The sequence below is a fragment of the Enterobacter sp. CPE_E863 genome (assembly GCF_046521465.1).
Taxonomy (GTDB): domain Bacteria; phylum Pseudomonadota; class Gammaproteobacteria; order Enterobacterales; family Enterobacteriaceae; genus Enterobacter; species Enterobacter adelaidei.
Window position 1 is genome coordinate 2961682 of sequence record NZ_JBKFZX010000001.1, and the last position, 23787, is coordinate 2985468.

General features: G+C 53.6%; 21 protein-coding genes. 9 read left to right on the forward strand and 12 right to left on the reverse strand.

Annotation, left to right across the window (positions count from 1 at the left end; translation table 11 throughout):
- Nucleotides 1-40: 40 nt before the first annotated feature.
- Nucleotides 41-2338 (reverse strand): beta-glucosidase BglX, encoded by a 2298-nt coding sequence (bglX, locus tag ACLHV8_RS14665; protein ID WP_208594244.1) that lies wholly within the window; start codon nt 2336-2338, stop codon nt 41-43.
- Between the two features lie 189 nt (nt 2339-2527).
- On the opposite strand from bglX, the gene dld reads away from it, so the two are divergent.
- Nucleotides 2528-4252, forward strand: coding sequence for a D-lactate dehydrogenase (dld, locus tag ACLHV8_RS14670; protein ID WP_049008210.1), 1725 nt, complete (start codon nt 2528-2530; stop codon nt 4250-4252).
- A 136-nt stretch (nt 4253-4388) separates the two neighbouring features.
- A complete protein-coding gene (locus ACLHV8_RS14675; protein WP_208594234.1) occupies nt 4389-4943 on the forward strand; it encodes a GNAT family N-acetyltransferase in 555 nt (184 codons plus the stop codon).
- 41 nt (nt 4944-4984) lie between these two features.
- Here the strand turns inward: ACLHV8_RS14675 and pbpG are convergent, their stop codons facing one another.
- Entirely contained in the window at nt 4985-5908 is a 924-nt protein-coding gene (pbpG, locus tag ACLHV8_RS14680) for a D-alanyl-D-alanine endopeptidase (RefSeq protein ID WP_028016319.1), read from the reverse strand.
- Between the two features lie 166 nt (nt 5909-6074).
- Nucleotides 6075-6662, reverse strand: coding sequence for a Yip1 family protein (locus tag ACLHV8_RS14685; RefSeq protein ID WP_008500904.1), 588 nt, complete (start codon nt 6660-6662; stop codon nt 6075-6077).
- A 157-nt stretch (nt 6663-6819) separates the two neighbouring features.
- Here ACLHV8_RS14685 and ACLHV8_RS14690 point away from each other — a divergent pair, with 157 nt between their 5' ends.
- On the forward strand, nt 6820-7392 hold the full coding sequence (locus tag ACLHV8_RS14690) for a DedA family protein (RefSeq protein WP_108090792.1): 573 nt from the start codon (nt 6820-6822) through the stop codon (nt 7390-7392).
- A gap of 8 nt (nt 7393-7400) precedes the next feature.
- On the opposite strand, the gene mdtQ is transcribed toward ACLHV8_RS14690, so the two are convergent.
- Together mdtQ and dusC are read right to left on the reverse strand one after the other, a co-directional pair.
- Nucleotides 7401-8819 (reverse strand): multidrug resistance outer membrane protein MdtQ, encoded by a 1419-nt coding sequence (mdtQ, locus tag ACLHV8_RS14695; RefSeq protein ID WP_208594233.1) that lies wholly within the window; start codon nt 8817-8819, stop codon nt 7401-7403.
- A gap of 145 nt (nt 8820-8964) precedes the next feature.
- Nucleotides 8965-9897 (reverse strand): tRNA dihydrouridine(16) synthase DusC, encoded by a 933-nt coding sequence (gene dusC / locus ACLHV8_RS14700; RefSeq protein ID WP_208594232.1) that lies wholly within the window; start codon nt 9895-9897, stop codon nt 8965-8967.
- A 167-nt stretch (nt 9898-10064) separates the two neighbouring features.
- Between dusC and ACLHV8_RS14705 the strand changes: the two genes are divergently transcribed.
- The 5 genes from ACLHV8_RS14705 (at nt 10065) to ACLHV8_RS14725 (ending at nt 14523) form a co-directional block, all read left to right on the forward strand.
- Nucleotides 10065-10460 carry a CidA/LrgA family protein gene (locus tag ACLHV8_RS14705; protein ID WP_049008205.1) on the forward strand — a complete coding sequence of 132 codons (396 nt, stop codon included), beginning with the start codon at nt 10065-10067 and terminating at the stop codon, nt 10458-10460.
- Nucleotides 10457-11152, forward strand: a complete 696-nt coding sequence (locus ACLHV8_RS14710) for a CidB/LrgB family autolysis modulator (protein ID WP_028016314.1) — start codon at nt 10457-10459, stop codon at nt 11150-11152. Before ACLHV8_RS14705 ends, ACLHV8_RS14710 begins: the two co-directional genes overlap by 4 nt.
- A 129-nt stretch (nt 11153-11281) precedes the next feature.
- A complete protein-coding gene (cdd, locus tag ACLHV8_RS14715) occupies nt 11282-12166 on the forward strand; it encodes a cytidine deaminase (protein ID WP_114977713.1) in 885 nt (294 codons plus the stop codon).
- 127 nt (nt 12167-12293) lie between these two features.
- Entirely contained in the window at nt 12294-13013 is a 720-nt protein-coding gene (sanA, locus tag ACLHV8_RS14720; RefSeq protein WP_014884561.1) for an outer membrane permeability protein SanA, read from the forward strand.
- Between the two features lie 121 nt (nt 13014-13134).
- Nucleotides 13135-14523, forward strand: coding sequence for a glutamine synthetase family protein (locus ACLHV8_RS14725; RefSeq protein WP_208594243.1), 1389 nt, complete (start codon nt 13135-13137; stop codon nt 14521-14523).
- A gap of 49 nt (nt 14524-14572) precedes the next feature.
- On the opposite strand, the gene mglC is transcribed toward ACLHV8_RS14725, so the two are convergent.
- The 7 genes from mglC to ACLHV8_RS14760 form a co-directional block, all read right to left on the reverse strand.
- Nucleotides 14573-15583, reverse strand: coding sequence for a galactose/methyl galactoside ABC transporter permease MglC (gene mglC / locus ACLHV8_RS14730; RefSeq protein WP_008500921.1), 1011 nt, complete (start codon nt 15581-15583; stop codon nt 14573-14575).
- A gap of 15 nt (nt 15584-15598) precedes the next feature.
- The gene (gene mglA, locus ACLHV8_RS14735; RefSeq protein WP_028016311.1) at nt 15599-17119 is read right to left on the reverse strand and encodes a galactose/methyl galactoside ABC transporter ATP-binding protein MglA; all 1521 of its coding nucleotides are present in this window, start codon (nt 17117-17119) and stop codon (nt 15599-15601) included.
- A gap of 79 nt (nt 17120-17198) precedes the next feature.
- The gene (mglB, locus tag ACLHV8_RS14740) at nt 17199-18197 is read right to left on the reverse strand and encodes a galactose/glucose ABC transporter substrate-binding protein MglB (RefSeq protein WP_024908164.1); all 999 of its coding nucleotides are present in this window, start codon (nt 18195-18197) and stop codon (nt 17199-17201) included.
- Between the two features lie 295 nt (nt 18198-18492).
- Nucleotides 18493-19515, reverse strand: coding sequence for an HTH-type transcriptional regulator GalS (gene galS, locus ACLHV8_RS14745; RefSeq protein WP_028016310.1), 1023 nt, complete (start codon nt 19513-19515; stop codon nt 18493-18495).
- 155 nt (nt 19516-19670) lie between these two features.
- Nucleotides 19671-20828, reverse strand: coding sequence for a DUF418 domain-containing protein YeiB (gene yeiB, locus ACLHV8_RS14750; RefSeq protein ID WP_208594231.1), 1158 nt, complete (start codon nt 20826-20828; stop codon nt 19671-19673).
- Nucleotides 20829-20847: 19 nt separating this feature from the next.
- Nucleotides 20848-21516: a GTP cyclohydrolase I FolE gene (gene folE, locus ACLHV8_RS14755; RefSeq protein WP_028016308.1), complete on the reverse strand. Its 669-nt coding sequence runs from the start codon at nt 21514-21516 to the stop codon at nt 20848-20850.
- 102 nt (nt 21517-21618) lie between these two features.
- Nucleotides 21619-22767: a YbfB/YjiJ family MFS transporter gene (locus ACLHV8_RS14760; protein WP_208594230.1), complete on the reverse strand. Its 1149-nt coding sequence runs from the start codon at nt 22765-22767 to the stop codon at nt 21619-21621.
- Nucleotides 22768-22905: 138 nt separating this feature from the next.
- On the opposite strand from ACLHV8_RS14760, the gene fghA reads away from it, so the two are divergent.
- Nucleotides 22906-23733, forward strand: a complete 828-nt coding sequence (gene fghA / locus ACLHV8_RS14765) for an S-formylglutathione hydrolase (RefSeq protein ID WP_208594229.1) — start codon at nt 22906-22908, stop codon at nt 23731-23733.
- Nucleotides 23734-23787 lie beyond the last annotated feature (54 nt).

The following is a 23787-nucleotide window of genomic DNA, read 5'->3' on the forward strand; positions in this document are numbered from 1 at the left end:
ACGCATCCCCCGCGAACGGGGGATGCAAAGGAAGGAAAGGTTACAGCAGTTCGAACTCGCCTTTATTCACCCGGGCAGAATCCACACCGATAAACACGTTGAATTTGCCAGGCTCAGCATCGTATTTCATCTGCTGATTCCAGAACTTCAGCGCGTCCACGTCAATTGGGAAGCTGATGGTTTTGGTTTCACCCGGTTTCAGGTTGACCTTTTCAAAGCCACGCAGCTGCTTCACCGGACGGCTCATGGAGGCAGTCACATCCTGAACGTACATCTGGATCACCGTAGCCCCTTCGCGCTTACCGGTGTTTGTCACCTCAACGCTGGCTGTCACTTTACCGTCACGCTTCAGGCTCGGGGACGACATTTTCACGTCAGATACCTTGAAGGTGGTGTAGCTCAGGCCATAACCAAACGGGTACAGCGGGCCATTAGCTTCGTCGAAGTAACGAGACGTGTACTTGTTCGGTTTGTCGGCGTTGTACGGACGACCGGTGTTCAGGTGGCTGTAGTAGACCGGGATCTGACCAACGGAGCGCGGGAAGGACATTGGCAATTTGCCTGACGGGTTGTAATCGCCAAACAGTACGTCGGCTATCGCGTTACCGCCTTCGGTACCGGCGAACCAGGTTTCCAGAATCGCGTCAGCCTGCTGGTCTTCTTTCACCAGCGCCAGCGGACGACCGTTCATCAGCACCAGCACCAGCGGCTTGCCCGTCGCTTTCAGGGCAGCGATCAAATCGCGCTGGCTTTGCGGAATGGTGATATCGGTACGGCTGGAAGCTTCATGCGCCATCCCCTGCGCTTCTCCCACAACCGCCACAACGACATCAGACTGTTTTGCCGTTTTAACCGCTTCGTCGATCATCTCTTTCGGCGTGCGCGGGTCAACCTTCACCGCTTCCTCATACTGGTTGAGGAACGTCACGATGTCTTTATCGTTAGTGACGTTAGCCCCTTTGGCATAGACCACACTGGCGTTTTCACCGACAGCGTTCTTAATACCCGTCAGCACGGTCACGGACTGGTCAGCGACGCCCGCCGCGGACCAACTCCCCATCACGTCGCGCTTGCTGTCGGCCAGCGGACCGACCACGGCAATGGTGCCAGATTTTTTCAGCGGCAGCGTGTCGAGGCGGTTCTTCAGTAGTACCAGGCTTTCACGCGCAACTTCACGCGCTTCTTTACGATGCAGACGGCTTTCGGCGTTGGTATCTACCGGGTCAGAGTCTTTCGGCCCCAGGTGACTGTACGGATCGTTAAACAGCCCCATGTCGTATTTCACGTTCAGCACGTGACGCGTGGCATCGTCCAGCTCCGCCATCGTTACCTTGCCACTCTTCACCAGCACCGGCAGGTATTTGCTGTAGTACTCGTCGCTCATGCTCATGTTAATGCCGGACTTGAGCGCCACGCGCACGGCATCTTCCGGATCGGATGCGGTACCGTGTTTGATCAGTTCTTTAATGGCGCCGTGGTCAGAAACGGTGATGCCCTTAAAGCCCCACTGGTCGCGCAGTACGTCTTTCAGCAGCCAGGAATCAGACGTCGCAGGCGTGCCGTTCAGCGAGTTGAGCGCCACCATCACCGCGCCGCTGCCCGCGTCCAGACCTGCCTTGTACGGCGGCATATAGTCGTTGAACAGGCGCTGCGGGCTCATGTCAACGGTGTTATACTCTTTGCCGCCCTCCACTGCACCGTAAGCGGCGAAGTGCTTCACGCTGGTCATGACAGAGTAACGGTCTGCCGGGCTTTTGCCCTGCATCGCTTCCACCATGGTTTTGCCCATCGTGGCGGTTAAATAAGTATCTTCACCAAAGCCTTCGGACGCACGGCCCCAGCGCGGATCGCGGGAGACGTCGACCATCGGTGCCCAGGTCATGTTCAGGCCATCATCTGCCGCTTCATACGCGGAAACTCGCCCCACGGTTTTCACCGCGTCGAGGTTAAAGGAGGAGGCTAAACCAAGGCTGATGGGGAAGACGGTGCGCTGACCGTGCAGCACGTCATAGGCGAAGAACAGCGGTATTTTCAGGCGACTGAGTTCCATCACCTGATCCTGCATTTTACGGATGTCCTGGCGGGTAACGGTGTTAAAAATCGCCCCGACCTGACTATCCTTAATCATTTCACGGATGGCCTCTTTCGGGTTATCCGGGCCAACGCTGATAAGACGCAACTGGCCGATTTTCTCATCGACCGTCATTTTCTTGAGCAATTCCGTCACAAACGCGTCCCGGGCTTCAGGCGTAAGCGGATGATTGCCAAACAAATCCTCTGCCAGCGCGGGTTGCAGCGCCAGGCTGACGGCAACACCTACAGAACATAGCCATTTCATGTTGTTATACTCTCTCATCAATAACCGCCGGAAGATCTCGGCCAAACCGTGCGAAAGGCGCAGTGTGCCACAAACCCTCTGAACGTTGCAGGGTTATTCTCTGATTTTTCTCGTGAATACTCGACCGCTTAACAGTTAATCGCGCTATGCTTTATTGCGAGAAATTTGCCCCACCACAAGGAGTGGAAGATGTCTTCTGTTCAAACTCACAATAACACGACGTTTATCAACGAACTGTCGCGCCTGGTTGGCTCCTCTCACCTGCTTACCGACCCGGCCAAAACCGCCCGCTACCGTAAGGGGTTTCGCTCCGGTCAGGGCGAGGCGCTGGCGGTGGTTTTCCCCGGCACGCTGCTGGAGCTATGGCGCGTGCTGAGCGCCTGCGTCGCCGCAGACAAGATTATATTAATGCAGGCAGCAAACACTGGCCTGACCGAAGGCTCAACGCCGAACGGCAACGATTACGATCGTGACATTGTCATCATCAGCACCCTGCGCCTCGACAAATTACACCTTCTGGATAAAGGTGAGCAGGTGCTCGCCTTCCCTGGTACAACGCTCTACTCTCTGGAAAAAGCACTTAAGCCGCTGGGTCGTGAGCCGCACTCGGTGATCGGTTCCTCCTGCATTGGCGCCTCGGTGGTAGGTGGGATCTGCAACAACTCCGGCGGTTCGCTGGTGCAGCGTGGCCCCGCTTATACCGAAATGTCGCTTTTTGCCCGTATTGACGAAAACGGCAAACTGACGCTGGTTAACCATCTGGGGATTGATCTGGGCGTTACGCCGGAACAAATCCTCAGCAAACTTGACGACGATCGCGTTAAAGATGAAGACGTTCAGCACGATGGCCGCCATGCGCACGATCACGATTATGTTACCCGCGTGCGGGATATCGAAGCCGATACGCCAGCCCGTTACAACGCCGATCCGGATCGCCTGTTTGAATCTTCTGGCTGCGCGGGCAAGCTGGCGGTTTTTGCGGTACGCCTTGATACGTTCCCGGCAGAGAAAAAACAGCAGGTATTTTACATCGGTACTAATCAGCCTGAGGTGCTGACCGAGATCCGCCGCCATATTCTGGGTGAATTCACGCACCTGCCCGTGGCGGGCGAATATATGCATCGGGATATTTACGACATTGCCGAGCGCTACGGCAAAGACACCTTCCTGATGATCGACAAGCTCGGCACCGACAAAATGCCGTTCTTCTTCACTATGAAGGGCCGCACCGACGCGATGCTGGAGAAAGTGTCGCTGTTTAAACCTCACTTCACTGACCGCTTTATGCAGAAGTTAGGCAACGTCTTCCCGGCGCATTTACCGGAGCGGATGAAAACCTGGCGCGACAAATATGAACACCATTTACTGCTGAAAATGGCCGGTGACGGGATTACCGAAGCGCAGACCTGGCTGACCGAATTCTTCAAAACCGCCGACGGGGATTTCTTTGCCTGTACTCCTGAAGAAGGCAGCAAAGCCTTCCTGCACCGTTTTGCCGCTGCGGGTGCCGCCATCCGTTATCAGGCGGTACATTCAGAAGAGGTAGAAGATATTCTGGCGCTGGATATCGCCCTAAGACGCAACGATACCGAGTGGTTTGAACACCTGCCGCCGGAGATCGACAGCAAGCTGGTACACAAGCTCTATTATGGCCACTTTATGTGCTACGTCTTCCATCAGGATTACATCGTTAAAAAAGGGGTTGATGCGCACGAACTGAAGGAGCAGATGCTCGCCCTGTTACGTGAACGTGGCGCACAATATCCTGCGGAACACAACGTCGGTCATCTTTATAAAGCCCCTGACGCACTTAAGCAGTTTTATCGCGAGAATGACCCTACAAACAGCATGAATCCCGGTATCGGTAAAACAACGCGGAAGAAATACTGGAAAGAGAGTGCTGACACGGAATAGCAGATTACGCAAGCTTCTGATTAATTCCTACAGCCAAATTTGAGAGATTGTTAAGCGCTCCTTAATCGTAATAGAGTAACTGTCTGACGCCGGAGAAACGTTTCTCCGGCATTCTATAACGAGGAGCAGGCACATCATGTCGGCTGTTGATGTTTTATCCGAAACCGAACTGGAAGTGCGCGATGCCCTTCCCGATGATGTGCATGCCATCGCGGCCATCTATGCCTGGCATGTGCTTCACGGGCGTGCGTCATTTGAAGAAATTCCCCCCACCATTGATGAAATGCGTCAACGTATGAAAGGTGTGGCAGAGAACGGTTTACCGTGGCTTATCGCTCTTTATCGCGGCATCGTTGTCGGCTATTGCTATGCCACACCTTACCGCCCGCGACACGCCTATCGCTATACTCTGGAAGAGTCAATTTACGTGGATGCCAGCACCACCGGACGCGGTTTTGGCTCCGCATTAATGAGTGCGCTGATTGCGCGCTGCGAACAAGGCCCATGGCGCCAGATGATTGCCGTTGTGGGGGATGGCAGTAATAATCCCGGCTCGTTACGGCTGCACAAAAAACACGGCTTTGAGATTGTCGGTCAGTTGCGCAGCGTGGGGTATAAGAAAGGCGACTGGCGGGATACGGTGATTATGCAGCGTCCACTCAACGATGGAGACTGGACGCTGCCGGAGTAAGCCGGGTAAGGCGAAGCCGCCACCCGGCGCTGACAGGCGGCTCAGTCGTTTTGCGCGGTCGCCATCTGTTCAGCTTTCTGCTTTTTATAGGTCAATGCCGCAGCCGGAACAGGCTGCACTTTCCCCGTTTCAATCCAGGTACGCAGTCGGCTTGCATCCGCGAAGTGGGTGTATTTGCCGAAGGCATCCATCACCACCAGCGCTACCGGTTTGCCGTTAAAAACAGTACGCATGACCAGACAGTGTCCCGCCGCATTGGTAAAACCGGTTTTCGTTAACTGGATATTCCAGTTATCCCGGTAAACCAGATGGTTAGTATTACGGAACGGCAGCGTATAGGCTGGGTTCGCAAACGTCGCCGTCTCTTCACGGGTGGTACTGAGCTGACCAATCAGCGGGTACTGTTTGCTGGCGATCAGCAGTTTTGTCAGATCGCGGGCGGTGGAGACGTTGTTAATCGACAGACCTGTCGGTTCAACATAATGCGTATTGTTCATCCCCAGCGATTTGGCTTTCGCATTCATCGCACGAATAAATGCGTCGTAGCCGCCCGGATAATGGTGGGCGAGGCTCGCCGCAGCGCGGTTTTCAGATGACATCAGCGCCAGCAGCAGCATATTTTTACGGCTGATTTCGCTGTTCAGTCGCACGCGGGAATAAATCCCTTTCATCTCCGGCGTGTGGCTAATATCCACTTTCAGTTTTTCGTCCAGCGGCAGATGTGCATCAAGCACCACCATCGCGGTCATTAATTTGGTAATGGAGGCAATCGGGCGCACCAGGTCCGGATGGCTGGCGTAAATGACCTTATTGGTGTTGAGATCAACAATCATTGCGCTGCCGGAGGCAATTTGCGGCTGGGCAGCAGCAGCAGTCACCGCGGGCGTTTTGGCGATGGCTGGCACGGCAGCGGACGCCCCCAGCAACAGTGCCAGGCTAAGTAAAGAGACTCGGAATTTCAGCATGGTGAGACTTCTGATAATTATTCACGCACGTAATGACGTACACCGCCTGTGTCGACGGTAAACACAGGCTGGCTTCGGCATCATAGCCGTCACCGCGCTTTGTCGCCAGCGGATAATCGTGAGCAGATGCTGCATTGCTGGCATTTACGCCAGCAATGCAGTGAACTTAGAAGAGACGGTATCCATAACCCCAAAGAATTACCGTCAGCGCCAGTAACGCCTCCAGCACCAGCACACCGATAGCGAGTGTTGAACTGGAGAAGCTCAGGCCCTCTTCTTTATTAATATTCAGGAAGGTTGGAACCCCCAGATACAGCAAATAACCGGTGTAAAAGAGGGCAATGGTACCGATCAGCGCGCACAACCAGACCAGTGGATAGAGCGCAACAATACCGCTTAAGAACAGCGGGGTCGCGACATATCCGGCGAAGACCATACAGTGCGCCAGCGATGGACGTTGCGGGTAGTTACGCGCCATCCAGTGAATGACACGCCCCATGACGGCAACACCCGCCAGCATCAGGCCATAAAAGATGATGGCCAGATAAAGCCCGGTAAACCATGAAAGCTGAACTACGGTGCCATCCCCGAAGTTCCAGCCGATTTGAGTTGTTCCGATAAAGGCGCATATTACCGGCACCGCGGCCATCAGCAACACATGGTGCGTGTAATGATGCGAGACGGTTTCATTCTCACTTTTGATGACGTGCATTTCACGATCGGGATGGGAGAAAAGTCCCCAGACATGGTTCATAGAGCCCCCTTGTTGTCGGTCCGTCAGCGATACTTTAAGTATAATGCAGGCTTTAGATTATTTTATGTACAGCAGGAAATTTCCGTTGATTTCCCCGCTGTTGATTCATGGGGTATATGATTAACGGAGGTATACCGAGGGAGATGAAGTTTACGTAATGGATATCAACAATCTTATTGAACAATATGGATACGCCGCGCTGGTTGCTGGCAGCGTGGCAGAAGGCGAAACCATCACATTGCTCGGCGGCGTCGCCGCGCATCAGGGGTTACTGAAATTCCCGCTGGTCGTCGCCGCCGTCGCCCTGGGGGGGATGATTGGCGACCAGCTGCTCTACTTTCTGGGGCTGCGCTTTGGGCCAGGGCTACTTAAGCGTTTCAAAAAGCATCAGAAGAAAATTCGACGCGCTCAGCGGCTCATTCAACGTCATCCCTATCTGTTCGTCATTGGCACACGCTTTATGTACGGCTTTCGAATTATCGGCCCAATACTGATAGGTGCCAGCCATCTGCCTCCGAAAATTTTCCTACCGCTCAATATTCTTGGCGCGATTGCCTGGGCGCTTATCTTTACGACGCTCGGTTACGTCGGTGGCGAAGTGATTGGTCCATGGCTGCATAACCTTGACCAGCACCTGAAGCACTGGGCGTGGTTAATTCTGGTGGTTGTGGCGGTGATTGCAGTACGGCTGTGGCTGAAGCATCGCGAGAAAACTCGCGATGAGGATTGATGACCCTTTCAGCTATGATGATAACCGCCACCCAGTGCCGACGTCAGCTGCAGCGTGGCGTCGATATACTGACCTTTCAGCATCAACCCGGCGAGCTGTTCTTTGAGTGCCGGTATTCTGGCTTCACTGACCCGTGAACCCGCGATAATACCCGCACTAAAACGTGCCTGCGCCAGGGCCACAACGCGCGCCGCATCATTTTCGACCTGCAGCTGTTGGCGATTTTTCGCCATCAGGGTTTCGACTTCACTGGCTGTACGTGCCACCTGATTAACCGCCTCCACCACCGCTTTGTTGTAACTGGCGACCGAGAGATTATTTTGCGCCTGGGCGATATCAAGGTTCGCATTTAGTCTGCCGCTGTCGAAAATCGGCAGTGTCAGCCCCGCTGTCACCCCCATCTGCTGCGCTGAAGAACGGAACAGGTCGCTCAGGTGGAGCGCATCCTGCTGTAAGAATGCCATCAGATTCACATCAGGATAAAAAGCCGCTCTGGCCGCCTCCACCTCGCTCATGGAGGCTTCGATATACCAGTGTGCCTCCTGAAGATCCGGTCGACGCGCCAGCAGTTCATACCCCAGCGTTGACGGTAGAGAGGCATCGACCGTCGGCAGCGCATGCCGCGAAAGCGTCACGGAGGAGGAATTCGTTAGCGCAACCAGACGCGCCTCAACGGCTTTCATCTTCCCGTTGACTTCCGCCAGCTGTTCTTCGGTTTTGCTGGCGTTGATATCGGTTTCAACCCCTTCAACGGAAGAGGTGATCCCGTGCTGATAGAGCTCACGGTCGGCGCCGATAATGTTGTCCTGTTCATGTTTGATCTGGACGAGGACATCCTGCACTGCGGCCTGAGTTTGCCACTCCCAGTAGAGCCGGGCCACGCTGCTGGCCAGCAGTTGTCGGGTTTGCTCCAGCTCCGCTTTTTGCGCATTCACTCGGCCTATACGGGCTTCAACCTGCGCGCGATTTTTCCCCCACAGATCGAGATCCCAGCCAGCGGTCAGACCAAAGGTGCCGTTTGTGTACCAGGGCCCGGTAGTACCTGCCGCCGGGTCGGTAATCGCAAAGGGTCCCATCAGCCCTTCAGCGGACATTTTCTGGCGTTCCGCATCGGCGGAAAAATTAATTTGCGGACCGTCTGCCGCCATGACGGCTTTGGCCTGAGCTTCGGCAAGCGTAATGCGCTGGCGGGCAATCTGCATATCCGGCGCGTCGTTCAGCGCTTTGGCAATCAGCGAATTAAGCTCAGGATCGTTATAGTCTTTCCACCACTCATTTTTCGGCCATGCTGAAGCATGGAGTGTTGTATTAACCGACGCTGTTACTGATTGCGTCTTCAGGGGAGATACCGTGGTATGTTCCGGCGCGCAGGCCACCAGAATAAAAGCAACGGGGAAACTCAGAGATAAAATAAGAGAACGTTTCATTACGCCACACACTCAAAAAATAAAGGCGAAAATTACGCTTAATGCTGTTTATTTTTTTAGGAATGCGTGGCAATGGGGACATTGTTATACATTTACATAATTGGAAAAATATTCACTAAATGAATTAATTATATATTCATATTTATTATTTTGATTGAATAACCCGCGCAATATCACCAGACGTTTGTAGTGTGCGGATCTCCTGAAACAGCCCCAACGCCTCGCTATATTCTTTGCGCAAATAACTCAGCCACTGTTTAATTCGCGCGACATGATATAGCCCGGTGTCACCCTGTTTTTCCAGACGACTGTATTTTTGCAGCAGCGTGACGACGTCTGCCCACGGCATTCGCGGTTCGTTATATTTTACCACCCGGCTGAGGTTAGGTACGTTAAGCGCGCCGCGGCCGATCATCACCGCATTGCAGCCTGTCTCTTTCAGACATGCCTGCGCGCTCTCGTAATCCCAGATTTCACCGTTGGCGATAACAGGAATAGTCAGCCTTTTACGGATCTCACCGATCGCCTGCCAGTTAATACGCTCGGCTTTGTAGCCATCTTCTTTCGTGCGGCCATGCACCACCAGCTCCGTGGCACCGGCCTGCTGTACAGCATCGGCAATTTCAAACTGCCGGGCGTCGCTGTCCCAGCCCAGACGCACCTTTACCGTCACCGGTAAATGCCCAGGCACAGCTTCACGCATCGCCTTCGCACCACGGTAAATGAGTTCTGGATCTTTCAGCAGTGTCGCCCCACCGCCGCTGCCGTTCACCAGCTTCGACGGACATCCGCAGTTGAGATCCACCCCGTAAGACCCGAGCTCGACCGCGCGGGCAGCGTTTTCCGCCAGCCATTCAGGGTACTGACCGAGCAACTGAATACGTACCAGCGTACCGGAGGAGGTACGGCTCTGGTTGTGCAGCTCGGGGCAAAGTCGGTAGAAGGATTTTACTGGCAACAACATATCGACCACGCGCAGAAACTCCGTCACGCAGAGATCGTAGTCGTTCACCTCGGTCAGAAGCTCGCGCACGAGAGAGTCGAGCACGCCTTCCATTGGGGCCAGTAAAACACGCATATCAGTACCTGTGAAAAAAGACGCGCTATAGTATCTGCTCTGTATGTATGTGGAAAGTCCGACGTTCCATTCTGGAATGTCTGGTATGCTCAAAATTCATGATGTGATCCATGGCACATTTTCAGGTTTAATTGTATGATGAATGCGTTTCAGCAAGGACTTTCTTCATGAGCAAATCATTGAACATTATCTGGCAATATCTGCGTGCATTCGTCCTGATTTATGCCTGCCTGTATGCCGGGATTTTCATCGCGTCGCTGCTGCCCATCACGATCCCCGGTAGCATTATCGGCATGCTAATCCTGTTTGTTTTACTGGCGTTGCAAATTCTACCCGCTAAGTGGGTCAACCCTGGCTGCTTCGTCCTTATTCGCTATATGGCGCTGCTTTTCGTGCCTATCGGCGTCGGGGTCATGCAGTATTTTGATTTGCTTAAAGCCCAGTTCGGCCCGATCGTAGTCTCCTGTGCGGTCAGTACGCTGGTGGTTTTCCTGGTCGTGAGCTGGAGCTCTCATCTGGTGCATGGCGAACGTAAAGTTGTCGGGGAGAAAACAAAAAAATGATAGCCAATATCTGGTGGTCGCTACCGTTAACGCTGGTGGTGTTCTTCGCCGCACGCAAACTTGCCGCACGTTTCAAAATGCCGCTGTTGAATCCACTGCTGGTGGCCATGGTGGTGATCATTCCATTCCTGCTTCTCACCGGCATTCCTTACGAACGCTATTTTGCCGGCAGCAAAATTTTAAATGATTTGCTACAGCCCGCCGTTGTGGCACTCGCCTTTCCTTTATATGAGCAACTTCACCAGATCCGCGCTCGCTGGAAGTCCATCATTACGATCTGCTTTGTGGGCAGTCTGGTGGCAATGATCACCGGGACGTCGGTAGCGCTGCTGATGGGAGCGTCTCCACAAATTGCAGCCTCTATCCTGCCAAAATCCGTCACCACGCCAATTGCGATGGCGGTTGGCGGTAGCCTTGGAGGGATTCCAGCCATCAGCGCCATGTGTGTGATTTTCGTTGGTATTTTGGGTGCTGTGTTTGGACATACTCTGCTCAATGGCATGCGCATTCATACCAAAGCTGCGCGGGGCCTGGCAATGGGGACAGCATCGCACGCACTGGGGACAGCACGCTGTGCAGAACTGGATTATCAGGAAGGGGCGTTTAGCTCACTGGCACTGGTCATCTGCGGGATCATCACCTCCCTGCTGGCCCCATTCATTTTCCCGCTGATTCTGGTGGTAATGGGCTAAAATTTGCGATGCGTCGCGCAAATTTCATTTTGATTTCATAAGTTGCATACATATTGAGAACTGGATCACATATAAAGCCCCATCGGCTCCGTAAACTACCGATCCATTAACCTTTATGAGGCAAACGCAATGCATCCACGTTTTCAAGCTGCTTTCGCCCAGCTTGCCGAGAATTTGCAAACCGCTCTGACCCCGATTCTGGCGGATGAGCATTTCCCCGCCCTGCTGACGGCGGAGCAGGTCACGATGCTGAAACAGGCAACGGGACTGGACGAAGACGCGCTGGCTTTTGCTCTGCTGCCACTGGCTGCCGCCTGTGCGCGTGCTGACCTCTCCCACTTCAACGTCGGGGCCATTGCACGCGGCATCAGCGGGACATGGTACTTCGGCGGTAATATGGAGTTTCTGGGCGCGACCATGCAACAGACTGTTCACGCTGAGCAGAGCGCCATCAGCCATGCCTGGCTGCGCGGTGAAAAAGCGCTGAACGCCATCACCGTTAACTACACGCCGTGTGGTCACTGCCGTCAGTTTATGAATGAGCTGAACAGCGGGCTGCAACTGCGCATTAACCTGCCTGGCCGCGCACCGCATACGCTGGGGGATTACCTGCCTGATGCCTTTGGCCCGAAAGATCTTGAGATCAAAACCCTGCTGATGGACGAACAGGACCACGGTTTTGCCCTGTCCGGTGATGACCTGGCCCAGGCTGCCATTCGCGCTGCCAACAAAAGCCACACGCCGTACAGCAAATCCCCGAGCGGTGTCGCGCTGCAGTGTCGGGATGGTCGTATCTTTAGCGGCAGCTATGCCGAAAACGCCGCCTTTAACCCAACGCTGCCACCGCTGCAGGGCGCACTCAACCTGCTGAGCCTGAACGGCTATGACTATCCGGATATTCAGCGCGCCATTCTGGCAGAAATTGCCGATGCGCCACTGATTCAGTGGGATGCCACCGCTGCCACGTTAAAAGCGCTGGGCTGCACAACAATCGACCGCGTACTGCTCGCGTAATCCTTCCGGCGGGCAGAAATGCCCGCCACGTTGCTGAAAAACCCCTCAGTTGAGTCGCTGTTTCTTGCGCTATCCAGGCGGGTAAAGTAGCCTGAGTTAAATTTCATCTTCGGAACGAGCCATCTGCATGTTAAAGCGCGTTTTTTACAGCCTGTCTGTCCTGGTCGGCATACTGCTGTTGATCGTGCTGGGCCTCGATCGCTGGATGAGCTGGAAAACCGCCCCCTATATCTTTGATGACCTGCAGGACCTGCCCTACCGTCAGGTGGGTGTGGTACTCGGTACGGCCAAGTATTACCGCACCGGTGTGATCAATCAGTACTACCGTTACCGAATTCAGGGCGCACTGAACGCCTACAACAGTGGCAAAGTGAATTACCTGCTGTTAAGCGGTGATAACGCCCTGCAAAGCTATAACGAACCGGTGACGATGCGTAAGGATTTGATTGCCGCTGGCGTCGACCCTGCGGATATCGTGCTCGATTACGCCGGGTTCCGCACCCTGGACTCCATCGTGCGCACGCGTAAAGTCTTCGACACCAACGACTTCATCATCATCACCCAGCGCTTCCACTGCGAGCGCGCGCTGTTTATCGCCTTGCATATGGGCATTCAGGCGCAGTGCTACGCGGTACCGTCACCAAAAGATATGCTGAGCGTGCGTGTACGCGAGTTTGGTGCCCGTTTTGGCGCGCTGGCAGACCTGTACATTTTCAAACGCGAACCGCGCTTTTTAGGCCCGCTGGTGCCGATCCCGGCGATGCATGAAGTGCCGGAAGATGCGCAGGGTTACCCTGCCGTCACGCCAGAACAACTGCTTGATATGCAGAAAAAAGAGAAAAAATAGCATCACCTTTATACTTTCTTTACGCCGGGCCTGACGCTTTTTATCTCCCCTTTATGCCGCCCCCTTTAAGCTGAGTTCACTGCCGCTACGGCTTCATTGAAGAATGACTATGAACTCAATCATAAATGCGTTTTTCCTGAAAAGTCTCCGTCCGTATTTTAACTTCCCGGGCTTATCTCTCCCGACGGCGCTCAATTCAGGCCTCTGGCTGGATGAAAAAATTGAGGCGATGCAGCACAGTATCCCGATGGAGGTCACGGATTATCTGGAGCGTTATCCGCTGACAAAACATATTGATGTTTACCTGAACGATATCAATGGCATTATGCGCGGCAAGCGTCTCTCAGTGGAAAGCATGCTGACGCTGGAAAAAGGCTGCTACTTTCCTCTCTCCGTCTATTCCATGGGCCAGAAAGGAATAATTTCCGCCCCGCTTCATGATGAACCAGACCGGCTGTGCATCCCCGTCTCCGGTTCCCTGTGCCCTTCTGCGCAAGATCCACAGCACAATGCGCAGATCCTGCTGACGATGAAAGACAGCAACGGCCAGCCCTGCCCATTTGAACCACGAGTAATACTGCAAAATGTCCTGGCCCGTTTCCACCAGCACGGGCTATTCCCGGTGATTGCCCCGGAAATTGAGTTCTATCTGACGGGCAGAGAAACTCAGGATCCACAGAATCAGGGCTGCTTTCATATGGATACCTCGACAGCACACGCAGCGCTGTTTGACGAGCTGGAACAGCTAGCTCAACTTCAACGCATCCCTCTGACCGGGATCGTGGCAGAAGCTGAACCCGGCCAGTTCGAGTTAAACCTGAAGCATAGCCATCGTGTCGTTGAAGTATGTGATAACGTGCTGGCACTACGACGTCTGACCCGACACGTGGCTGAACAGCATGGCCTGCAGGCCAGTTTTATGGCAAAACCGTTCAGTCAGCAGTCCGGCAGCGGCCTGCATTTCCACTTCAGTCTGAACGATAGCCACGGCAAAAACGTCTTTGCCTCACCAGGGAATGAGCTTAATAGCATGATGCGTTTATGCATCGCGGGCCAGCTTGCACTGATGCCTGCCTCCATCGCCGTGATTGCTCCGGGCGTCAACGCGTTTCGCCGCCTGCGTAAAAACCTGACAGAACCCTTATTTAACTCCTGGGGTTATAACACCCGCTCCGCTGCACTGCGCATTCCCTGCTCGGATGAGAACAACTGTCGTATTGAGTACCGACTGGCCGGGGCCGATGCGAATCCATATCTGGTGGCAGCCACCATCCTGACCGGTATGCTGTACGGGCTGGAAAACATCGACGAAGAAGATTTACCAGAACCGCAGCAGGATGACCCGGTTCTGCCGCTGTTTCAGCAGGAAGCCATTGAGACATTTGCCCGCTGTCAGTATCTCACCAACAGCCTGGGCGAGGCTTTTTCCGAACAGTGGATCGCCTGCAAGCTTGCTGAACTCGACTGGTTTGAGAGCATCGTGACCAAAGAAGAGTCGAATCTGGCGTGAGGAATAAAAAAGCCCGCTCAATGAGCGGGCCGGGTGACGCAAAAAGGCATTATTTTTTACGTGCGTACTTCAGGGAATCCAGCGCAACCGCGAAGATAATGATGGCGCCTTTGATGATGTACTGCCAGTACGGGTTCACACCGATGTAGGTCAGACCGTAGTTGATCACGGTGAAGATAATCACACCGGTCACCACGCCGAGCACAGTACCCACGCCGCCGCTGAAGGAGACGCCACCCACCACACAGGCTGCGATCGCATCCAACTCATACATGAAACCGAGGTTGTTGGTTGCAGAGCCGATACGGCCCGCTTCCAGCATCCCGCCGAAGGCGTAGAACACACCAGACAGGGCATAGATGATGAGCAGGTTCAGAGCAACGTTTACGCCGGAGACTTTCGCCGCTTCCGGGTTACCGCCGATAGCGAAGATGTTCTTACCGAAACGGGTTTTGTTCCACAGGATCCAGACGAAGGCCACCGCAATCAGCGCATAGAAGGTGATATACGACAGGCGAAAGCTGCCCAGCGCGATAAACCCTTGCGTAAAGGTCGAGAAGCCGCTGTCGAAACCAGAAATTGGAGACGCACCGACGAAGTCGTAGTACAGGGAGTTGATACCGTAAACGATGATCATCGTACCTAACGTGGTGATGAATGGCGTCACGTTCAGATAAGCGATAATGATGCCGTTAATCAGACCAATCACCGCGCCAATGGCACAGACAATCAGGATCACCACGAAAATCGGCATGGTTGCCATTTCCGGGAACACCTTGTTGGCGTTTTCCATCGACTGCAACAGGGTGGCTGCAATAACCGCAGCAAGGCCAACCTGACGCCCTGCGGAAAGGTCAGTACCCTGGGTCACAATCAGCCCCGCCACGCCCAACGCGATGATAATACGCACGGATGACTGGGTCAGAATGTTACTCAGGTTCAGCAGACTTAAGAACGTAGGGTCCTGGAAAATGATGATAGCCAGCAGGACTAAAAGAACAACGTAAATACCGCCTTCTTTCAGGTAAGTGAGAAAACTTTTTTTATTTAACGCACTCATGAGGAGCCCCTGATCTTAAAGGTGCAAAGACGCTAAACGCAAAATTTCGTTTTGCGTTGTCGTTTTGGTGTCAACAATACCGGCAACGAGACCATTGCTCATAACCAGAATACGGTCTGTGATCCCTAACAATTCCGGCATTTCGGAAGAAATAATAATGATCCCTTTATTCTTTTTCGCCAGTTCAGCAATCAGTTGATAAATTTCGAATTTCGCACCAACGTCAATACCGCGGGTCGGTTCATCCAGCATCAGAATTTCTGGCTGAGTTAATAACCAACGACCGATAATCACTTTCTGCTGGTTGCCGCCCGAAAGCGAACCAATTTGTGTGCGGTGGCCAGGTGTTTTAACACGCATAGAGTCAATTACCCATTGGGTATCGCTTTTCATGCGGGAGTTATCCAGCAGACCAACTTTGTTTTTATAGTTACGAATATTCGAAATTAACGAGTTAAAGTTAATATCCAGATAAGCGTAAATACCGGTAGAACGACGCTCTTCCGTCACCAGCGCAAAACCATTATTAATGGCTTCGTTGGCGTTGTGGTTATTGATTTTCTTACCATGGAGCGTAATGGTGCCTTCCGCTTTCTCACGGATACCAAACAGGGTTTCCACGATATCGGTACGTTTGGCTCCGACCAGCCCTGCGATCCCCAGAATTTCGCCTTTATGCAAGTCGAAGGAGACATCGCGAATGGATGGCTGACGCAGTGAAGTCAGGTTACGCACCTCAAGGATCACTTCACCCGGCTTGTTTTCTTTGTCCGGGAAGCGCTGGTTCAGCGAGCGGCCGACCATCATGGCGATGATCTTGTCCATGTCCAGCCCTTCGAGAGGCTGAGTGGCAATCCACTGACCGTCACGCAGGATGGTAATCTCATCACAGAGCTGGAAGATCTCTTCCATTTTGTGGGAGATATACACAATGCCGCAGCCGCGATCTTTAAGTTTACGAATAATGGTAAAAAGGTGGTTAACCTCTTTTTCCGTTAATGACGATGTCGGTTCGTCCATGATGACGATTTTTGCATCATAGGAGAACGCTTTGGCAATTTCGATCATCTGCATTTGAGATACAGATAATGTCCCTACGCGGGCGCGCGGATCAATATCAATATCCAGCTCATCGAAAATCGCTTTGGTGTCGCGGTACATTTTGTCCTGATCGACAAAGACACCTTTGGTTGGATAACGACCCAACCACATGTTATCCATCACTGAACGCTGCAGCACCAGGTTTAATTCCTGGTGAACCATCGAGATACCGTTTTCCAGTGCTTCTTTTGCTGAATGGAAATCGATCTCTTTCCCCTGAAAAAGAATACTGCCAGAATCTTTTTGATAGATCCCAAAAAGACATTTTAATAATGTTGATTTACCTGCACCGTTCTCTCCCATCAAAGCATGAATAGAGTGAGGACGAACTTTTAAATTAACATTATCGAGTGCCTTAACACCGGGAAATGACTTGTTGATACCGTTCATTTCCAACAAGTATTCACCGGACGACTGAGTAGTTGTGCTGACCATAATTATACCTTGTTGGCCTCGCATATCGCGTTATAAAAGGGCGCAACAAGTTGCGCCCAGTGAAGACAGTACTAATTACTTATTTACCGATAAACTCAGCCAGGTTGGACTGGTCTACGCCCACGTAAGGTACGCGAACGATTTTGTTTTCAATCTTCCAGTTGGTGCCATCAGCAGCGCCTTTACCGTCGGCCAGGTTTTTCGCCAGATCGAAGGTTGCTTTCGCCTGGTTGTTGGCATCGTTCAGAACGGTACCGGCCATTGCACCCGATTTAACCAGTGCCAGTGCTTCTGGCAGCGCATCCACACCGAATACAGGAATGGAAGATTTGTTGTGTGCTTTCAGCGCTTCTACTGCACCCATTGCCATCGCATCGTTGTTGGCGATAACCACTTCGATTTTGTTAGCATTCGGGCCAGACAGCCACGCGTCCATCTTATCTTTCGCCTGAGCGGTATCCCACATTGCGGTATCTAACGCCAGCTGCTGGGTTTTCAGGCCTTTATCGTTCAGCTCTTTAATAACGTAAGTGGTACGGGCTTCAGCATCCGGATGGCCTGGTTCGCCTTTCAACAGAACGAACTGGATCTGACCGTCTTTGTTCAGGTCCCAGTTCGGGTTCGCCGCCCAGTGTTTAGCGATCAGATCGCCCTGAATAATGCCGGACTCTTTGGAGTCAGTACCGACGTAATACGCTTTGTCATAGCTGTCCAGCGCTTTACGGGAAGGTTCTTTGTTGAAGAAGACGATTGGCACATTCTGGCCGCGCGCTTTTTCGATAACTGTGCCTGCTGCAGCCGGGTCAACCAGGTTGATTGCCAGCGCTTTCACGCCTTTAGCCAGCAGAACGTCGATCTGGTCGTTCTGTTTGGACTGGTCGTTCTGGGAGTCATTCATCAGCAGCTGAACATCTGGCGCTGCTTTCGCATCTTTCTCGATCGCTTTACGCACAACAGACATGAAGTTGTCGTCGTATTTATAGATGGTCACACCAATACGGGTATCCGCAGCGTGCGCTGCTGCACCAAAAAGCATGCTTGCCATTACAGCAGACAGGGTCAACACCTTCTTATTCATGGTATCTCCGGTTTTTTTTATGCAGGGTAGTTCTTGTGAATAACGATCGGCAGGCGGGTGTTAATAAAACGTTACTGACCGCCGAAGTTCACTTATAAAATTTCTATCTTCCGTGTTCGGTAACGCTCCAGAAATGCGTTTTATTCGTTGTTTGCGGCACATTGGCTATAGTGAAAGTGAATAATCACTGTTACATAGCGTTTCAGCCCCTAAAACGCTGACATCATAGTCAGCGCCTTGTTAAGATACTGTGAATTTACTCACAGATTGAAAACGGTTACATCAGCTCATGTAATCAGTTAGTGATCGGAACCACAATTTGCCGAGCGGCGACAGAATGACGGCGAACTAAAGTCGGCATAAAACAGTGGGTTGCCCCTTGATCCAGCAGCCCTGCCGCCCCTTGTAACGCCAGCTCAGTCGCCAGTTTCGCCATAGAGGCAATGGGGTAGCGCACCGTTGTCAGCTGCGGGTCGGTGTAACGGGCAATTGGAATATCATCAAAACCAATGAGTGATAAATGCTGTGGCACCGCAATGCCGTTATCTTTCAGCGCCGTCAGGGCGCCTGCCGCCATGCTGTCGTTATAGGCAAACACCGCAGACAGCTGCAAATTACGGCCCAGTAGCTCCACCATCGCCGCTTCACCGCCCTGCATGTCCGGCGTGCCGGTTCCCACCCAGCTCTCGGATGGCGTAATGCCGTGCTCTTTCAGGGCGTTCTGCCACCCCTCGCGCCGCAGATCGTCATCTTCAATATGATGGCTGGAGGCCAGATAACCGACCCGCTGATGTCCGTTGTTGATGAGCATTTTCGTGGCCATCATGGCGCCGCTGACGTTATCCAGCCCGACGCAGCGGTGGGCATAGCCGGGGACGATGCGGTTGATCAGCACCATACCCGGGATCTGCTCCATCAATCCGGTTAGCTCTTCATCGCTCAAGGCTTTTGAATGGACAATCAAGGCGTTACAGCGCTGGCGGATCAGCACTTCAATGGCATGACGTTCTTTTTCCGCCTCATGGTAGCTATTGCCGATCAGGACATATTTCTGATGCTGCTGGGCGACCATATCGACCGCTTTCACCAGTGCGCCGAAAAAGGCATCCGAAACATCCATTACCACCACGCCGATGGTGTCGCTGACCTGCGTCGCAAGCGCCTGGGCATTGGCATTTGGCCGATACCCGAGCTGAGTCACGGCTTTCATTACGGTTTCACGGGTTTCAGGGCTGACCAGCGCGCTGTTATTCAGCACGCGTGAGACGGTAGCCACAGAAACACCCGCCTGGCGGGCGACGTCACGAATGGTGATCATATTCACCATCCTTCAAAGGATTGCAGCAACTCACAGACACCCCCTGTGTTTAGCAAGGTGGCTATTCTGGCAGCGAGAGAAAGGGGACTACGTGAAGAAGCTCACACAGATGAAAACGCTTACATCCGTTTTGTTAATGATTGTGATCCAGATCGTTATCTGGATGTATTTCTTAATGATACCCCTGACGCAAGTGCGGTTAACTGACGCCACATCCACTCCAGCGGTCCCTGGCGGAAATAACGTAGCCAGATAACAGAAAACGCCAGGTTAACCACCCAGACCGGAATAACAAACGCCAGCAGCGCCAGGCGGTCGAATTTCATAAACAGGCCAAATCGATAGAAAAGCGTGGTGCATATCAAGGTCTGCAGAATGTAATTGCTCAATGCCATACGGCCCACGCAGGCGATGGCGCTGACGATCCACAGGCGGGAAAGCGTCGGCCAGAAACCATAGATCAGCGCCGCATAGCCGATGGTCTGGAACGGTGCGCTCACTTCGCGCGGCACCTGAAGGAGGAACGCACACCAGCGGTAATCCCAGTGGAGGTGCCACTGCGCAATCACCGCCGGGAGGTTAATCAGCACGCCGAGCAGGACCAGCCCGGTGCCCGTGCGGCGATAGTGGCGCAGGCTAAATTCGCCTTTCAGCCAGCCGGTGCGCATCAGTGACGCGCCCATCAGCATCATACCCGCCAGCTGCCAGCCATATTGCGCTCCCAGCGCAAGCAGATTATCACCCAACATATCCGCACGGTTGCTTATCGCCTCCGTGCCACCTTTCAGCTTCCAGTATTGCTCGTACTGGAGGTTAGCGGCATCCGGGATCCAGGAACGGTTTGTCGCTTCGCCAGAGATCATCCCCAGGAGTAAAAGTACCCCAAGCCCCATGACATAGAGCATCACGCCGGTGTTAAACAGGCTTTTTACGCTGTGCGCATCGCGAATCAGACGCCAGCAAATGAGCCCGACTAACCCATACGCAAGAAGAATATCGCCGTCCCAGAAGAACAGGCCGTGGATAAACCCGAGCAGAACCAGCAGCGTCAGGCGCGACTGGATCCAGCGCGTACCGCGTTTAAGGAGCAGTTGCAGACCAGCGCCAAACAGCAGGGCAAACAGGGTGAGGAATTTAACCTGTGCAAAGAGATCGAGGATTGCCCACGTCCAGGCATCGCTGCGCGTGATGTCGCCATACCAGGCTGGGTTGAGATAAGCCGCCTTCGGCAGACCGAAGGCGCTGATATTAAGCAGCAGGATACCGAGAATGGCGACGCCGCGAACAAAATCGAGCGTGACGTTTCGCTCCATGGTCCCTGCCCTGTAAGACTTAGTTGTGGTGACGCACTGCGCGCAGGAACTCCTGGCGGGTGTTCTGGCTCGATTTAAACAGACCGCCCAGCGACGTGGTGGTGGTCGCACTGGTCGCATCACGCACGCCGCGCGCTTTCACGCAGTAGTGAACCGCGTCGATAGAGACAGCCACGTTATTGGTGCCCAGCAGCGTTTGCAGCGCGGTCAGGATCTGCTGCGTCAGACGCTCCTGTACCTGTGGACGCTGAGCAAAGAATTGCACGATGCGGTTAATCTTCGACAGACCAATCACCGTATCTTTTGGGATATACGCCACGGTTGCTTTACCGTCGATAGTCACGAAGTGGTGTTCACAGGTGCTGGTCAGCGTGATGTCACGTACCGTTACCATCTCATCCACTTTCATTTTATTTTCGATGACGGTGATTTTCGGGAAGTTGGCGTAATCCAGACCTGAGAAAATTTCGTCGACGTACATTTTTGCGATGCGGTGCGGCGTCTCCATCAGGCTGTCGTCGCTCAGATCGAGATTCAGCAGCTCCATGATCTCGGTCATATGACCGGCAATCAGACGCTTGCGGGTTTCATTGTCCAATTCCTGAACGGGTGGACGCAGCGGCGTTTCAAGACCGCGCGCAACCAGGGCTTCGTGGACCAGGGCAGCTTCTTTACTGAGTGATGACATTTTGTTCTCCTGCAGGTGTGGCGTCTTTTGCCCTCGTTGTGGCAAAAGTATGCGCTCATTGTGCGTGAGGCCGCGCACATAATCCAGTATTCACGACGATAATTATTGCAATTGCTGTTGCCTTTCAGCGTGACGGTTCCAGACCAGAGCACCACCAACAAACAACGCGATACCCGCCAGCCCCAGCGCAGGCTCAAGCCGATGGGTAAGCCAGGTCGATAACGCTGAGGTCATCGGACCAATCAACTGGCCAATGGCATACCCGGTGGTGAGCAGGCCGGCCATATAACGCGTGTGGTTTGGTGCCAGCTCGCGACCGTATAAAAGAGAGAGCTGCACGGCACACAAAAAGCCGCCGCCGACCAGCAATCCCCCCGTCAGCAACCCGCCAATCCCCGGCAGCAGCCAGGCCGCCAGCACACCAGCGCCTTGCAACCACAGCACAATAGCCAGCCTGCGGTTAGCCGTTGAGGTGTGGCGTAAAAGAATGCTAAGCGCAATGCCCACCACGGCAGCGATACCAAAAATCGGCCAGACAAACTGGGCAAACAGGCTGCCAGGAAAACGCACTGCCGCCATTTGCGATAAAAAGGTTGCCGGAAGAATATAGCCAAATCCGGCCAGGCTATAGCTCCAGACCAGGCGCTTTAAATCCGCCGTCAGCACCAGCGGCTCTGGCGCGGTGCCGGGTCGATGGAGCTGCCCGGATCGCGGCAGGTAGCGCGCCACCAGGGCAATCAGCACCAGCGCCAGCACGCCGTAGATTTGCCATGCTGCCCCGGCCGACAGGGATTTCGCCTGGATATAGACAGCGAGCAGCCCGCTCAGGGCAATACCCGCGCCTGGGCCGGCAAACACGGCAGCACTCATGCCCGGTTTGCCCAACTGCCCCAGACGTTCATTTGTCCACGCCGCAATCAGCACCATAGACCAGCCGCTCATGCAGCCAATCACAAAGCGCAGCAGTCCGTGCACGATGGCGTTATCCGCCGCGGCGGAGAGCAGCGTCAACGCAACCGCACCGGTGATACCAAGCCAAAGGCGTGTTTCAACGAAGCGATGCGCACGCATTGCATCCCATGCGCCCACCAGATAGCCCAGATAATTCATCGCCGCCACCAGGCCCGCACTGGTTAGCGTGAGCTGCCCGGCGGCAATCATCAATGGAACCTGAGGTGTAAAAGCAAAACGCCCTATCCCCATCGCCACCACCAGAACGACAAACCCACTGAGCGCAATACGCAGCGCCATGACCGCTCCAATTGTTAAAAAAAAGTAAATTTATGATGCAGCATCTTGTCGTCTGGCGAAAGTGAAAGTTACTCACAGGTCAATGAAAAGGCTGTATTATGGTTTTTATGAATACGCATTCTCATTAAGGAGCCTTGCATGGAACTGCTCGAAGAGCACCGTTGTTTTGAAGGTCGACAGCAGCGCTGGCGGCACGACTCCAGCGTCCTGAACTGTGCCATGACGTTCAGCATTTTCCTGCCGCCGACGGAAAATCCGCCGGTTTTGTTCTGGCTTTCAGGCCTGACCTGCAACGACGAAAACTTCACCACTAAAGCAGGTGCACAACGCATTGCAGCTGAGCTCGGTATTGCGCTGGTGATGCCTGATACAAGCCCGCGTGGGGATGATGTGGCTGACGATGCAGGATACGACCTGGGTAAAGGTGCCGGATTCTATCTGAACGCGACTGAACAACCCTGGGCAAACCATTACCGCATGTATGATTACATTCGTGACGAGCTGCCCGCGCTGATTCAGGCTGAGTTTGCCGTAAGCAACCGTTGCGCCATCAGCGGACATTCCATGGGTGGACACGGAGCGCTGATAATGGCGCTGAAAAACCCGGGGAAATACGTCAGTGTGTCGGCATTCGCACCAATTGTGAACCCGACTCAGGTGCCGTGGGGCCAGAAAGCCTTCGCAAATTATCTGGGTGATGATGCGAAAAAGTGGCAGGCGTGGGATAGCTGCGCACTGATGCTGGCCAGCAAGCCCGAAGACGCAATTCCAACGCTTATCGATCAGGGTGATGCCGATCAGTTCCTCGCCGGCCAGCTGCAGCCTGCGGTACTGGCAGAAGCCGCACGCCAGAAGGACTGGCCGCTGACGCTACGCATTCAGCCGGGATATGACCACAGTTATTACTTCATCGCATCCTTTATTGAGGATCATCTCCGCTTCCATGCGGAGCACTTGTTTGGGTAAGTGCGGCTGCGTGCGCTCTGATACCCTCACCCTGGCCCTCTCCCGGTGGGAGAG

Coding starts and splice junctions, on each gene's coding strand:
- mglA (WP_028016311.1), bottom strand. CDS start 17,119: ATGGTCAGCACAACTACTCAGTCGTCCGGTGAATACTTGTTGGAAATG.
- ACLHV8_RS14760 (WP_208594230.1), bottom strand. CDS start 22,767: ATGGCGCTGCGTATTGCGCTCAGTGGGTTTGTCGTTCTGGTGGTGGCG.
- dld (WP_049008210.1), top strand. CDS start 2,528: ATGTCTTCTGTTCAAACTCACAATAACACGACGTTTATCAACGAACTG.
- yeiB (WP_208594231.1), bottom strand. CDS start 20,828: ATGGAGCGAAACGTCACGCTCGATTTTGTTCGCGGCGTCGCCATTCTC.
- bglX (WP_208594244.1), bottom strand. CDS start 2,338: ATGAAATGGCTATGTTCTGTAGGTGTTGCCGTCAGCCTGGCGCTGCAA.
- ACLHV8_RS14675 (WP_208594234.1), top strand. CDS start 4,389: ATGTCGGCTGTTGATGTTTTATCCGAAACCGAACTGGAAGTGCGCGAT.
- mdtQ (WP_208594233.1), bottom strand. CDS start 8,819: ATGAAACGTTCTCTTATTTTATCTCTGAGTTTCCCCGTTGCTTTTATT.
- galS (WP_028016310.1), bottom strand. CDS start 19,515: ATGATCACCATTCGTGACGTCGCCCGCCAGGCGGGTGTTTCTGTGGCT.
- ACLHV8_RS14690 (WP_108090792.1), top strand. CDS start 6,820: ATGGATATCAACAATCTTATTGAACAATATGGATACGCCGCGCTGGTT.
- sanA (WP_014884561.1), top strand. CDS start 12,294: ATGTTAAAGCGCGTTTTTTACAGCCTGTCTGTCCTGGTCGGCATACTG.
- fghA (WP_208594229.1), top strand. CDS start 22,906: ATGGAACTGCTCGAAGAGCACCGTTGTTTTGAAGGTCGACAGCAGCGC.
- mglC (WP_008500921.1), bottom strand. CDS start 15,583: ATGAGTGCGTTAAATAAAAAAAGTTTTCTCACTTACCTGAAAGAAGGC.
- mglB (WP_024908164.1), bottom strand. CDS start 18,197: ATGAATAAGAAGGTGTTGACCCTGTCTGCTGTAATGGCAAGCATGCTT.
- folE (WP_028016308.1), bottom strand. CDS start 21,516: ATGTCATCACTCAGTAAAGAAGCTGCCCTGGTCCACGAAGCCCTGGTT.
- pbpG (WP_028016319.1), bottom strand. CDS start 5,908: ATGCTGAAATTCCGAGTCTCTTTACTTAGCCTGGCACTGTTGCTGGGG.
- ACLHV8_RS14705 (WP_049008205.1), top strand. CDS start 10,065: ATGAGCAAATCATTGAACATTATCTGGCAATATCTGCGTGCATTCGTC.
- ACLHV8_RS14710 (WP_028016314.1), top strand. CDS start 10,457: ATGATAGCCAATATCTGGTGGTCGCTACCGTTAACGCTGGTGGTGTTC.
- cdd (WP_114977713.1), top strand. CDS start 11,282: ATGCATCCACGTTTTCAAGCTGCTTTCGCCCAGCTTGCCGAGAATTTG.
- ACLHV8_RS14685 (WP_008500904.1), bottom strand. CDS start 6,662: ATGAACCATGTCTGGGGACTTTTCTCCCATCCCGATCGTGAAATGCAC.
- dusC (WP_208594232.1), bottom strand. CDS start 9,897: ATGCGTGTTTTACTGGCCCCAATGGAAGGCGTGCTCGACTCTCTCGTG.